General features: G+C 47.8%; 13 protein-coding genes and 4 tRNA genes. 3 read left to right on the forward strand and 14 right to left on the reverse strand.

The window, feature by feature from the left end; all coding sequences use genetic code 11:
- Window positions 1–24: 24 nt before the first annotated feature.
- Window positions 25–1,182: a sporulation protein YhbH gene (gene yhbH / locus PMI05_RS22630; protein ID WP_039961230.1), complete on the reverse strand. Its 1,158-nt coding sequence runs from the start codon at window positions 1,180–1,182 to the stop codon at window positions 25–27.
- A gap of 70 nt (window positions 1,183–1,252) precedes the next feature.
- Window positions 1,253–3,151, reverse strand: coding sequence for a PrkA family serine protein kinase (locus PMI05_RS22635; RefSeq protein ID WP_007726809.1), 1,899 nt, complete (start codon window positions 3,149–3,151; stop codon window positions 1,253–1,255).
- 357 nt (window positions 3,152–3,508) lie between these two features.
- Here PMI05_RS22635 and PMI05_RS22640 point away from each other — a divergent pair, with 357 nt between their 5' ends.
- Window positions 3,509–3,724 carry a hypothetical protein gene (locus PMI05_RS22640; RefSeq protein WP_007726812.1) on the forward strand — a complete coding sequence of 72 codons (216 nt, stop codon included), beginning with the start codon at window positions 3,509–3,511 and terminating at the stop codon, window positions 3,722–3,724.
- Between the two features lie 222 nt (window positions 3,725–3,946).
- On the opposite strand, the gene PMI05_RS22645 is transcribed toward PMI05_RS22640, so the two are convergent.
- From PMI05_RS22645 to trmL, 3 genes are all read right to left on the reverse strand, one after another.
- Entirely contained in the window at window positions 3,947–4,507 is a 561-nt protein-coding gene (locus tag PMI05_RS22645) for a hypothetical protein (protein ID WP_007726814.1), read from the reverse strand.
- A gap of 147 nt (window positions 4,508–4,654) precedes the next feature.
- Window positions 4,655–5,380, reverse strand: coding sequence for an HAD family hydrolase (locus tag PMI05_RS22650; RefSeq protein ID WP_007726815.1), 726 nt, complete (start codon window positions 5,378–5,380; stop codon window positions 4,655–4,657).
- 25 nt (window positions 5,381–5,405) lie between these two features.
- Complete coding sequence (gene trmL, locus PMI05_RS22655; RefSeq protein ID WP_007726817.1) at window positions 5,406–5,876, reverse strand: tRNA (uridine(34)/cytosine(34)/5-carboxymethylaminomethyluridine(34)-2'-O)-methyltransferase TrmL; 471 nt, start codon at window positions 5,874–5,876, stop codon at window positions 5,406–5,408.
- Window positions 5,877–6,014: 138 nt separating this feature from the next.
- Between trmL and PMI05_RS22660 the strand changes: the two genes are divergently transcribed.
- Window positions 6,015–6,722, forward strand: a complete 708-nt coding sequence (locus tag PMI05_RS22660; protein ID WP_007726819.1) for a ferric reductase-like transmembrane domain-containing protein — start codon at window positions 6,015–6,017, stop codon at window positions 6,720–6,722.
- Here PMI05_RS22660 and PMI05_RS22665 read toward each other — a convergent pair whose 3' ends face one another.
- The 4 genes from PMI05_RS22665 to rnhA form a co-directional block, all read right to left on the reverse strand.
- Window positions 6,723–7,691 carry an amidase domain-containing protein gene (locus PMI05_RS22665; RefSeq protein ID WP_007726821.1) on the reverse strand — a complete coding sequence of 323 codons (969 nt, stop codon included), beginning with the start codon at window positions 7,689–7,691 and terminating at the stop codon, window positions 6,723–6,725.
- Between the two features lie 124 nt (window positions 7,692–7,815).
- Window positions 7,816–8,352 (reverse strand): methylated-DNA--[protein]-cysteine S-methyltransferase, encoded by a 537-nt coding sequence (locus PMI05_RS22670; RefSeq protein WP_007726823.1) that lies wholly within the window; start codon window positions 8,350–8,352, stop codon window positions 7,816–7,818.
- Between the two features lie 28 nt (window positions 8,353–8,380).
- The gene (gene queG, locus PMI05_RS22675; RefSeq protein WP_007726833.1) at window positions 8,381–9,532 is read right to left on the reverse strand and encodes a tRNA epoxyqueuosine(34) reductase QueG; all 1,152 of its coding nucleotides are present in this window, start codon (window positions 9,530–9,532) and stop codon (window positions 8,381–8,383) included.
- A complete protein-coding gene (rnhA, locus tag PMI05_RS22680) occupies window positions 9,529–9,963 on the reverse strand; it encodes a ribonuclease HI (protein WP_173630755.1) in 435 nt (144 codons plus the stop codon). The genes queG and rnhA overlap by 4 nt, the downstream gene beginning before the upstream one ends.
- 114 nt (window positions 9,964–10,077) lie before the next feature.
- Between rnhA and PMI05_RS22685 the strand changes: the two genes are divergently transcribed.
- Window positions 10,078–10,749, forward strand: coding sequence for a B3/4 domain-containing protein (locus PMI05_RS22685; RefSeq protein ID WP_007726837.1), 672 nt, complete (start codon window positions 10,078–10,080; stop codon window positions 10,747–10,749).
- Window positions 10,750–10,764: 15 nt separating this feature from the next.
- On the opposite strand, the gene PMI05_RS22690 is transcribed toward PMI05_RS22685, so the two are convergent.
- The 5 genes from PMI05_RS22690 to PMI05_RS22710 form a co-directional block, all read right to left on the reverse strand.
- Entirely contained in the window at window positions 10,765–12,093 is a 1,329-nt protein-coding gene (locus tag PMI05_RS22690; RefSeq protein WP_007726847.1) for a purine/pyrimidine permease, read from the reverse strand.
- A 127-nt stretch (window positions 12,094–12,220) separates the two neighbouring features.
- A tRNA-Leu gene (locus PMI05_RS22695) sits at window positions 12,221–12,302 on the reverse strand.
- Between the two features lie 8 nt (window positions 12,303–12,310).
- Window positions 12,311–12,384, reverse strand: a tRNA-Cys gene (locus PMI05_RS22700).
- Window positions 12,385–12,412: 28 nt separating this feature from the next.
- A tRNA-Gly gene (locus PMI05_RS22705) sits at window positions 12,413–12,488 on the reverse strand.
- Between the two features lie 7 nt (window positions 12,489–12,495).
- A tRNA-Gln gene (locus PMI05_RS22710) sits at window positions 12,496–12,570 on the reverse strand.
- Window positions 12,571–12,650 lie beyond the last annotated feature (80 nt).

Raw genomic sequence — 12,650 nt, forward strand, 5'->3', positions numbered from 1 at the left:
TTTCTCGCCCGGTTGCCTCTATGATTACTTCACAGCTTCCTTCTTGCCAAAGAAAGTACGCAACGCCTTGTATACCTCGCCCTTTTCCCGAATGACACAATGCATGAATTTCGGCTCTTTGATGTGGCGATATGCTGACATAAGGGTTGAATGGCGATTATACTGATTCACTTCGCCATAGCCGAACATGTTGCATCTCTCCATGAGCTCTTTTACCAGCTTTACGCAACGCTCATTGTCAGACGTGAGGTTGTCGCCATCGGAAAAATGGAACGGGTAAATGTTGTACTGCGATGTTGGGTAGCGGCTATCGATGATCTCCAACGCCTTTTTGTAGGCAGAGGAGCAGATCGTCCCCCCGCTTTCCCCTTTCGAGAAAAAGGTGTCCTCCGTTACTTCCTTCGCATCCGTATGATGAGCAATGAAGACGATCTCGACTTTTTCGTACTTGGTGCGCAGAAAACGTACCATCCAGAAGAAAAAGCTGCGGGCGATATACTTTTCAAACACGCCCATACTTCCCGACGTATCCATCATCGCAATAATGACAGCATTGGAATGTGGCTTGATGATCTCTTCCCACGTCTTGAAGCGCAGGTCATCTTCGGTGATCCCCAGCTCCATATCACTGTAGCCTGCCAGCGCATTTCGGCGGATGGCCGCGATCAGCGTACGTTTTTTATCAATGTTGCCCATCAAGCCTTTTTTCCTGACATCATTGAACCGAGTCTCTTCCACGACGATTTGTTCCTCGTCTTTTTGTTGAAGGTTCGGCAGCTCCAGCTCGGCGAAAAGCATCTCCTGCAATTCTTCTACGCTGATTTCAGCCTCGTAGTAGTCTACACCTGGCTGATCACCCGCTCCCTGCCCCTTTCCTGGCCCTTGGGCCGGATCACCGTCACGGGCTACGACATCGCCTACTTTACTGTTTCCTTTACCTTGACCGCCATGTTTTCCCTTTTGGAAGTTAAAACGCAATCGGTATTCATCCAGGGAGCGAATAGGGATCTTAATAACTTCCCGACCATTCGACATGATGATGTTTTCTTCGCTGACGAGATCGGGCAGGTTTTTTTTGATCGCTTCTTTCACTTTTTCCTGGTGTCGATTTTGGTCCTGGTACCCTTTGCGGTGCAGCGACCAGTCTTCCCGGGAGACAATGAACGATGATTCATCTTTCATGCCGTCTCCTCCTAGCAACTGGCGCAATCTGCGCCGAATATGACGTGCTCCTCATGTCGCCAAAGTTCTGTCATCTGTTCAACAGGCTACCCACATAGCGCAGCAGCTCATTTGCGCAAACTGGGCAATATTGATGCTCTTCGATAAGACGCTTGGTGACCTCATTAATCTTCTTGAGCTGATGCTCATCCGGTGTTTTGTTCGAGGTCGTAATCTTGACGACATCCTTCAGATCGGCAAACAGCTTCTTCTCGATAGCTTCCCGCAGACGATCATGCGTGCTGTAGTCAAAACGCTTCCCTTTACGCGCATAGGCCGAGATACGGATGAGAATTTCTTCACGGAAGGCCCGCTTGGCATTTTCCGAGATGCCGATTTGTTCCTCGATAGAACGCATCAGGCGCTCATCTGGATCCATCTCCTCACCTGTAACGGGGTCACGGATTTTGTTCATGTTGCAATAAGCTTCCACATTGTCCAAATAGTTATCCATGAGCGTTTTTGCCGACTCTTCGTAGCTGTAGACAAACGCCTTCTGCACTTCTTTTTTCGCCAGCTCGTCGTATTCCTTGCGCGCGATAGAGATGAAGTTCATATACCTCTCCCGCTGCTCCTTGGTAATGGAAGGATGCTGGTCAAAGCCTTCTTTTAGTGCCCGAAGAATATCAAGCGCATTGATGCACTCTGTGTCGCGGCGGATCAGTGCACTGGAGATACGGTTGATGACATAACGAGGATCAATACCGGACATTCCTTCATCGGCATGCTCGTTTCGCAGCTCTTCCAGATCGGCTCCCTTGAAGCCTTCCACCGATTCACCGTCATACAGCCGCATTTTTTTCAGCAAGTCGGCCCCTTGTTTTTTCGATTCTTTCAGGCGGGTCATAATGGAAAAGACTGCTGCTGACCGGAGCGCATGCGGTGCAATATGCACATGCCCCAAGTCGGATTGCTTGATTAATTTCGCGTATATTTTTTCTTCGTCACTGACACGCAGATTATACGGCATCGGCATGACGATAATCCGAGATTGCAGTGCCTCATTTTTCTTATTCGCAATAAATGCCTTGTACTCCGATTCATTCGTATGCGCAACAATCAGCTCATCTGCAGAAATGAGGGCAAAACGACCTGCCTTGAAGTTTCCTTCCTGTGTCAGCGACAGGAGATGCCACAAAAATTTCTCGTCGCATTTCAGCATTTCCTGGAATTCCATCAATCCGCGATTGGCTTTGTTCAGCTCCCCATCAAAACGATACGCACGCGGGTCGGACTCAGAGCCGTACTTCGTAATCGTCGAAAAGTCGATGCTCCCCGTCAAATCGGCAATATCCTGAGACTTCGGATCGGAAGGGCTAAATGTACCGATCCCGACACGATTGGCTTCGGAAAATAAAATCCGGTGAACAGGGAAATCTTCGATGCACCCTCCGAATTCGTTCTCCAACCGCATCCGGTTATAGGGCGTCAATTCTCCTTCAATCTTGATTCCCAGCTCTTCTTCTACCTCTGGACGCAGCTCGTGCGGGATAAGATGAAGAGGTTCTTCGTGCATGGGGCAACCATCAAGTGCAAAGATCGCTCCGGCTTCCGTACGAGAATACTCTTCCAGTCCTCGCTTGAGCATCGTTACGAGCGTAGACTTACCGCCACTGACAGGCCCCATCAAGAGCAAGATGCGTTTGCGAACATCCAGACGCCGTGCAGCCGAGTGGAAATATTCCTCCACTAGGCGCTCAACAGAACGATCCAATCCGAAGATTTCTCGACTAAAAAATTGATACGAACGTGAGCCGTCCTCGTTCTCTTCAACACCCGCGCTTTTAATCATGTTGTAGACGCGTGAGTGCGCCGTCTGGGCTATTTGCGGATTTTTACGTACTAGTTGCAAATATTCGGCGAATGTTCCTCTCCACATCAGGTTTTCTTCGCGGGCCCGGTGCTCAGCGATCCGTTTTAAAATGTCCATGTTCGACACTCCTCCCTCTTAAGCCCTCTCTCTTCCCAACGACAATGTACTCTCATGTATATGTCCGCCTGCGGTCACGCATTCACGTGCAAGCCGTTTTCTCCGGTTGCCAACAGGCTCTTACAGCCTTTACATATGTGTATGCGAGATATCTGCACAAGTTTCAGCAATCTTCCCATAAAAAATCCGTCACATTGCTTTTTAACAGCTTGGAAGATTACGGAATTGTAAGGTTTACCGTGCGTAGCTGTAAGTTGATTCGATGGTTTGTAAGCCCATCTCCCCTGTAAAATACAATCATAAGCAACATACACGGAGGCCAAGACGGATTGGCGTAATATAACAGGAGGAACGATCATGGATATTCAAGCAGAGCGCATTCAAGTGAAAAAAGGACTTTATTTGACTGGCATCGCAAGCTTGGTGATTCTTGCGATATTCATTTACCAAGCAGTGACAGGGATGGAACTCGATACGGGTGAGAAACTGAGTGTATATATTGCGCTAAGTGCTTTTTTAAAGCTCGTGTATGACTATCGAAAATTGTCACTCACAAGGGCGCAACAGCTTTAATTCGTTTGCAAAGTGGGCAGGCTACGCTATAATGGGAGTAGTTTGTTTACGAAAGGAGCTGTCAAACGTGGGTACATTTATCGTAGCATTGGTCCTCGGAGCTTTTCTGTTTTTCATGCTGACAGCGGGCTACAACGAAGACAAAACCTGGAACATGTAAGAAGCATCCAGGGGAAAAAAGCAGGCTGCCTACTGTGGCAACCTGCTTTTTTTGTTTTCTTGTTATTTCTTATTCTCTTTCTTTTCTGCTTTCTTCGCTTCGATTTCAGCCTTGATTTCTTTTGCGCTCTTACCTGTTATGTCAACGCCCCACTTGGCCGCCTTTTCTTTCAGGTTCTCGAGCTGTTCTTGCTTCTTCGCTTCTTTTGCTGCCTTGTTCTCAACGTTTTCTGCTTTTTTTGCTACTATTGCTTCTTTAATAGCCGCTTTTACTTCCTTCGCCGTCTTACCTGCTGTATCAACGCCCAGCTTCACAGCTTTATCATTTAGCTTGGCGAGTTGCTCTTGCTTCTTCGCTTCTTTTGCCGCTTTTTTCTCAACGTTTTCTGCTTTCTTTGCCGCTTTAGCTTCTTGAATGGCAGCTTTTACTTCCTTAGTTGTTTTATCCGTGGTTTCTACGCCCCACTTGGTAGCCTTCGCGTTCAGTTTTGCTCTGTTTTCTTCCTTTTTCTCCGCTTTCGCGTGCTTAACCGTAGCATCCGCTGCTGTATCCGCCGCAGCCACAACAGAGATACCGCTAAACAGTAAGGTAGCCATCACCAGAGACGAAACAAGTTTTTTCATACAGATTTTTTCCTCCTTTATTATGTAAAACGTGGTCGTACACCCCTAGCCTACCTGATGATTTTGGGAAAAGTATGTGAAAAAGCAGGCTTGAGCATTTTTTCAAACGGACAGCCTGCTTCTCGTCTATTTTTTCATGGTCATTCCTTAACCTGCAAACACACCGCTTTTTTCAGAAAGCGCCGTAAACAGATCTTCTAATGATCCCCGCTGATCTACCGGATACTGAGGCTCGCCACGGTCTTCCATCCAATTGGTTACCAAAAACGTTTTCATCCCCAGCTTGGATGCGACCATGTCCTCCTGCATGTGATTCCCGACCATGACACAGTCTGTCGGTTCAACCCCGAGCTTTTGACAAATCTCCTTGTAATAACCCGGATTCGGCTTCGTGAAATGCGACTCCTCGTAGACGGTGACCAGCTCGAAATCATTCGGGGACATCCCGATCCAAGCGAGGCGATGGTGAATCGCATCACGTGGAAAAACAGGATTCGTCGCTACTGCAACCCGAAATCCTTGCTCTTTGGCGGCAGCAATGATCTGCTTTGCCCATGGTGAAGGATACGTCAGGTGAGAAAGTGTCGGAAATACATCCCGATAAAACGAATCGAACAGAGGCCATATTTCCTCCCGATCCCACTCACTGTGTTCCGTAAAATGTTCGATAAAAACTTGCTCGTTCGTCTTGTCAGGCTCTTGGTTCATGATCATTGCCTTGGTCGCATCCCAAATCAGCGCCAACAGCTTTTCGGTATCGTATTTATCTCCGACATGACGGCCTACCTCAACCAAGTAACTTTTGACAAAGGGTTCTGTCTGCATCTCTAATAACGTACCGTCCAAATCAAACAGGATGGTGTTCACAGTCATAATGGATCTCTCCCTCCCAAATGCCTTACGATAGCGATGGAAAACCTAACTGACGAAGTCCCTCAAACAAGACAATAGCTGCACAATTGGACAGGTTCACAGAACGGGTCGCACCGCTCATCGGGATACGAATAGTCTGTTCCCGATATTTTTCTGTCAGCTCTTCCGGCAAGCCTGTTGTCTCCTTGCCCAAGATAATGTAGTCGCCATCCTGGAAAGAAACGTCCGTATACAACTTTTCCCCCCAGGTCTCCACAAAGTAAAAGGTACCCGCACCTTCTCCTTGTGCCGCAGCAAAGTGCTCGAAGCTCTCATGATGGAGAACATTTACTGCATGCCAATAATCGAGTCCAGCCCGCTTCAGGTAGCGATCGTCCGTTGAAAACCCGAGCGGATGAATTAAATGCAGATGCGCTCCCGTCGCTGCACATGAACGGGCGATGTTTCCCGTGTTGGCAGGGATGAGCGGCTCATGCAAAACAATATGTAACGGCATATCTGAAAATCTCCTTGTAAATTGCGAACTTAATACCTGTACACGTCCTATTATACCACCGTACCCAACTTCTGTAACAAATGGAGTACCTGCTGCATCTAATCAGAAAACTTTGGCTATAGAAGGAGTGACGATTAGATGGGGACACCCTTTTCATTTGGGCGACGCCTTGTCGCACATGTGAGCATCGTGAGTTTGATCCTGTTAGGCGCCAGTTGGATGTGGACTGATTTTTCTTCGTTCCCTGCACTGGAAACATGGAGTATGCTTCTCGGCTATCTCTCATTTATTTTGATTGGCTGCACCTTACTGATTGGTCCACTCCAGTCCTTGCTCCCTGCTGGCTGGGTGGCTGTCAGCTTGTCCATCCGTCGAGATATCGGCATATGGGCTGGGCTAACTGGACTGCTGCACGTCATTCTTGTGCTCGTCCTTTTTGAAAGTGAGCCTCGCCTGATGATCATACATGAAAACCGTTCTGAAAAGGCTGATGGATGGCTGGGTCTGTTCTTTTTCGCTCCCTCTGATCCCACCATGTGGCCGTCTCCCAACTGGACCCTCACAGGCGTTGCGAACTATCTTGGGCTGCTTGCTTTTATCACTTTACTAGCCCTGTGGCTGACTTCTTCTGCACGGGCAGAAAAATGGCTGGGTGGCTCCAGTTGGAAAAGGCTTCATCTCGCCAATCCATGGCTTTTTATCATCGTGTTGTTCCATGGCTTGATTTACATACAATCCATTAAAGGAGAACCGCATACCTTTTCAGACATGCTCGTTTTCGCAGCAATGATTTGGATGATTCGCAGCATCTCTTTTATACGAAGAGCTTTTTTTCGCAAGCGGTAATTATACCCCTCTTATATGAAAGAAGGCATAACGCATTTTGGGCGTATAGGCTGTAGAATCCTCATATGCCCAATAACGCATGCTGCTATCTGTCGTATGGGCATTCACTAACGGCATCTGATTCGCGTCTTTTGCGACCACGATCGTATTGTGCTGAAAACGCCCATCCCCGTTAAAGTCATAACAAATGATATCACCTGGGACCAATTCGGCCGCAGAGCTTTTCGTAACCGCCCGCATAGGTGGTCCACCCGATTTCAAAAGCAAATACAAGCTATGCGCTACCGTCCAGCTATAGCTCCAAGAGGCGCCTTTTCCCGTGCGGATCCACCAGCCCTTGCCCATCTCTTTCGACATCAGCATAGGGATTCCGCCAGCGTGTAAACATTGTGAAATAAAATTCGTGCAGTCATCCGTAAAACGGGGATACACGGGATTGGTCGTGTTCCAGTAGCGTTCCGCATACGCGACTGCATTTGCAGCGTTGTAACCTCCTGCTCCATGCACAATCAGCATAGGTTGGTCAATGGCATCCTCGACGCCTGACACAACGATGACAGGCTCCTCCTCTTCCTCGACCACCAATTTTTGATCCCCATTCGACTCCCTTGCCCCGATTATCGACCATTTTTCATTCGTTTTGAGCAACTGGAGCTGGAACAATCGTTTGTTTGCCTCTTTATACTTGGTATGCTTGATCCCCAGTGTTTTATTTTCTTGCCATTGAACCGTTATTTCCATGGTGGCATCGGTATCTACCCAGCACATGGGCGTTACTTGTCCCTGGACAGCCAATAATTTGACTCCCCGCTCCTCGATTTTCCGCTTCTCCCGGTTCAGTCGATCCCATTCTTCCAGTACGCCAGACTCTCCTGTGCAATAAAAAGGCAGTAGCCGCTCGTACTTTCCATCCATAGATGACTGGTGAACTGCTTGAAAGTATTGTTGAACAAATACACGCCACTCCACTTTCCCCTCCTCCTTTCCTCCTCCAACTACGACATAGACTCATGAACCGTTCATCTCAATGAAGAATATGTCACTCGTGGAGCATTCAGAAGAAAAAGAAAAGCTGTCCGAGCAAGCAGACAGCTTATTTGGAAGAAGCGTGAGCAAAGAGTGGACCTTCTTCTAAGGACAGCAAATATTCTTTAATGGATAAGCCACCGCCGTATCCGACCAAGGCACCATTCGAGCCAATGACACGATGGCACGGTATAATGACAGGAATCGGATTGCGATTGTTCGCACCGCCAATGGCTCGAACAGCTTTCGCCGCTCCAATAGCCAAGGCAATATCTTTGTAAGAACGAGTTTCTCCATAGGGGATGTTCGATAACTCATTCCATACAGACTTTTGAAAGGGAGTTCCGTACAATACGGTTGGAATATCAAACGTTTTTCGCTTGCCTGCAAAATACTCTTCTAGCTGTATTTTTGCAGACTCATTGATCACATCGTTACGCGTTGGGGTAATTCCTAAGAACGTTTTTTTGCACCAGCGCACCAGAGGCTCCAATCCGTCTTGTTCATTGGCAAACTGAATGTAGCACAGCCCTTCTTCTGTAGAAGCCAAGAGCAATGGTCCAATCGGTGAATCCATCATGGTATAGCCTAATTCCTTTGCCATTTTACGTCCACCCTCTCTCTCGTTCAAACTAAGCCTGTGCACGAATCATGCTCATGCCTTTTTCTATCTCTTCCACTACTTCTGGTGACACCTCTTTTGCTTTCGCGGTAATGAGCGCTTCTTGTGCCTGCTCTCCTCCGATTTTTCCAAGTGCCCATGCAGCAGTTCCACGAATGACTGGACGGGGGTCTTCAAACAAAAGACGCTCCAAATGAGGAACAGCCGTCCGATCCTTGAAATGTGCAAGCGCTAGTATGGCATTACGCTGAATTGGTTTTTTGCCCCGCCAAGACGAAGAGGATTGGCCGAACTTTTCCTTGAACTCCTTATTGCTCATCTGAAGCAGTGGAATCAACAAAGGCTTGGCAATCTCCGGATCAGGCTGAAATTCAGCATGATGGTCGTTGTCGATACGACGATTCTTAGGGCATACAGTCTGACAAGTGTCGCAGCCATACAGCCGATTCCCGATTTTCCCGCGGAATTCATCTGGAATAAAGTCTTTCACCTGTGTCAAATAAGCTACACATCGCTGTGCATCAAGCTGCCCGCCCTGAATCAAGGCTCCGGTCGGACAAGCGTCTACACATATATTACAGTCGCCACAGCCTTCTTCAATCGATTGGTCGCTTGGCAATGGAAGATTCGTTACAAGCTCCCCCAAGTACACCCATGATCCGAACTCTGGCGTTATGATAGCACAGTTTTTTCCTACAAACCCAATCCCAGCTCGCTCGGCTACCGCACGATCAGACAATGCTCCCGTGTCTACCATGGATTCGATCCGAGCCCCTGGTTCCAGCTCCATAATGAATCGAGTCAGCTTGTCCAGCTTGTCGCGCAGAACGTGATGGTAATCGGTTCCCCATGCTGCACGGCACAAGATTCCCCGATACGCGCCAGGCTCTGACTTTGGTGGATTTTTGAGCTTGGATGGGTAGGCCAGTGCTATAGAAATCAGCGAACGTGCCCCGTCCAGCAACAGTTCTGGGTTCGTCCTCTTTTCTAAATCAGGCTCTTCAAATCCAGATTCATAACCCTTTTCCCGGTGTACAATAAGCCGTTCTTTTAAGGTCGTGAATGGATCGGCGCTGGCAAATCCGATCTTATCGATTCCGATTTTTTTGGCATAGTCAATGATGGACTGCTTTGTCTGCTCCCAGTACTGCAAGTCGTTCACAGCTGTTTAATCGCTCCTGTCGCCAATTCGTCACAGCGGTTGTTCCATTTGTTGTCGGCGTGTCCTTTGACTTTTACGTACTCTACCTTGTGGGTGTCCATCAATTGCAGCAGTTCTTTCCATAAGTCCTGATTTTCCACCTGCTGGCCTTTGCTGTTTTTCCAGCCATTTTTCAGCCAGCCTTTATACCAGCCTTGCTTAAAGCAGTTAACCAAGTATGCACTATCGCTGTACAGTGTCACTTTACAAGGCTCCTTCAATGTAGAGAGCGCCTTGATGGCCGCCAACAGCTCCATTCTGTTATTCGTTGTATGCGGTTCGGCACCGGACATTTCCTTGATGTGTTGACCGTACATCAGTACAGCTCCCCAACCACCTGGTCCTGGATTGCCGGAACAAGCTCCGTCAGTATAAATATCAACCTCACGCATCGTCATCGTCAGGGTTCCCTCCTCTGTTCTCTTCTATTGTATCGAAGCTTAGTCGCTTCCACAAAAATTTTTTGTTATACTACCAAAAATAGGTTTAGTAAGGAGTGTCTATAGATGAAAGTCCAGCTAGATTCTTCCGTGTCCGAGCGTCTGCCGCAATTTTCTCTCGGCATTTTACAATACAGCAATGCTTCCGTCAGTGACTCCCCAAAAATGCTGCAAGGACGCATTAATTATTATGTGGAGAGCTTGCGGCTTGCGCACGACACTGCAAACCTGACAGAAATCGAAGGCATCCGCGAGTGGAGGGCCTGCTTTAAGCAAGTTGGCATTGATCCATCCAGATACCGCCCTTCCTCCGAAGCATTACTGCGCCGACTGCTGCAGGGAAATCCTTTTTTCTGGATTAATAGCGCTGTTGATGTTAATAATTTTTTCTCGGTTTTGCACGCGCTTCCTTTTGGGATTTATGACGTTAATCACTTAGCGGGTGATATCACTTGTCGCCTCGGTCACGCCGAAGATGTCTATGAAGGATTAAATGGACGCGAAGTCAACATGGAAGGAAAACTACTGCTCGCTGATGGTAACGGCGCATTTGGGAGTCCCATCGTCGATTCTAAGCGCTCATGCGTAACGGAACAAAGCAGCACACTCCTTCAAGTCATCTTTTTCCATGAAAAAATGGAACAATCTAAAAAAGAAGAAATCGTTGGTTCAGTTGGTCGCATGTTTACGGAAATCAACGGTGGAGAGCTGACTCACTCCTCTATAGTTACTGCCTAAGAAAAAGACGGCCCGTCATGCAGCCTGGCCGTCTTTTTCTACGCTATCTTCCTTTTTTCTAAAAACAATATGTTCCAGGACCAGGCACACAATAACTCCAAGCAGTAAGCCATTGCCGAACAAAAAACTGGCTAATGCAGGAAGTTGCTGCCAAGCTACAGCAGGTACGAACATGACTCCGATCCCGATCAGAAGCGAGCTGCCCCCAACAATAATCGTACGTTCGTCCATCTTCACATTCACGTAATCCTTCAACCCGAAGCCAAGCAGTTGCGTATAGGAAATGAACATCGCCGCGTATGCCACTGGAGTAGGTAAAGCCGCCAAAAAATGGGCAACTGTGGGAATCAGCCCAATCAGCATCATCCCCAGCATCGCTATCACAAATGGCAGGCGCGAAGCCATTTTCGTCGTTTGAATAACCGCTGCTGCCAAGGAAAGTGGAATCATACCAACCACACCGCTCAAGCCTGACAGGAAATGGGATACCCCTGTAAAAATACCACCGCGATTGTACTGCTTTTCAGTAGGCACAGTGTCTGTCGCTTTTCCCATGACTGACAAACTCGTCATGAGGTTTGTCAACAGAACGAATCCTGTCAGCATACTTGTTAATACAACGCCCCAATCCCAGCGTGGGGGTCCCCAAAAGAAAATAGAAGGCCATGAAAATAATTGCTCAGTAGGCCGGACAGGTTCTGTCCATCCAAGAAGCGCGTATGCGATCCAGCCACCAACCATGCCAAACAAAACGGCAAAACTGGAGAATCGCTTCGTTCGCATTATGAACACAACAAGGGCTACGATCCCTATAGAGACAAGTGCTACACCCGGTTGTACCTCTTTTGAATGCTGAAAACCAATACCGAGCATGCCCGTGAGAATGTTACTACACAAAGAAACAGCAAGCAAAATCATATACGTACCTGAAACCAGCGGCGTAAACCACTTCTGTAATTTGCCAATCCAGCCTAATAAACCAAAAATGAAAAAGAGTAGACCTGCTAATATCATCCCCACTTGAAAGGATTGACCAATTTCTTGTGGATGAAGGCCCATACTCGTTCCAAGTTGAGCCAAAATGATAAAGATTCCCCACCATAATCCAGCCGGTCCTTCTATCATCGGATAGCGGTGTCCAATCCATACTTGCAGTAGTGATGCGAGCCCAATGTAAAACATGGTCTGCTGCATCAGCTTTCCAATTTCATCAGCCTGCAAGCCGTACATATCTCCAATCATTAGTGGTACCGCCACACTGCTGGAAACTGTTACGATCATCCATTGCAATACGGACAGTGTCGTGATCCCTATTGGCGGCTTGTCTTGCAGTTTGTAAAACACCTCAACCACCTCGCCCTTTTACGTACACAAGTTGTCTATTTCCCTGTCTACACTATGTGCATAATAAAGCAGAAAAAAACCCCAATCATCAAGATATCTTGACATTCAGGGTTAGCTTGTAAAAGTATGGTGCCGGTGAAGGGACTTGAACCCCCACGGTTTCCCTCACGATTTTGAGTCGCGCGCGTCTGCCATTCCGCCACACCGGCAAGTACTATGGAGGAGGCACCCGGATTTGAACCGGGGATAAGGGTTTTGCAGACCCGTGCCTTACCCCTTGGCTATGCCTCCATGATATAAGGTGAAACAATTTAAGAAATGGAGCGGACGAAGGGTCTCGAACCCTCGACCTTCGCCTTGGCAAGGCGACGCTCTACCAATTGAGCTACGTCCGCATTTTAATGGCTGGGGTACTAGGATTTGAACCTAGGAATGACGGAGTCAAAGTCCGTTGCCTTACCGCTTGGCTATACCCCAATAAGTAATCCCCAACTATGAATTTATGGGGCGATCGATGGGACTTGAACCCACGAGTGCCGGAGCCACAATCCGGTGCG

It is taken from the genome of Brevibacillus sp. BC25 (assembly GCF_000282075.1).
Taxonomy (GTDB): domain Bacteria; phylum Bacillota; class Bacilli; order Brevibacillales; family Brevibacillaceae; genus Brevibacillus.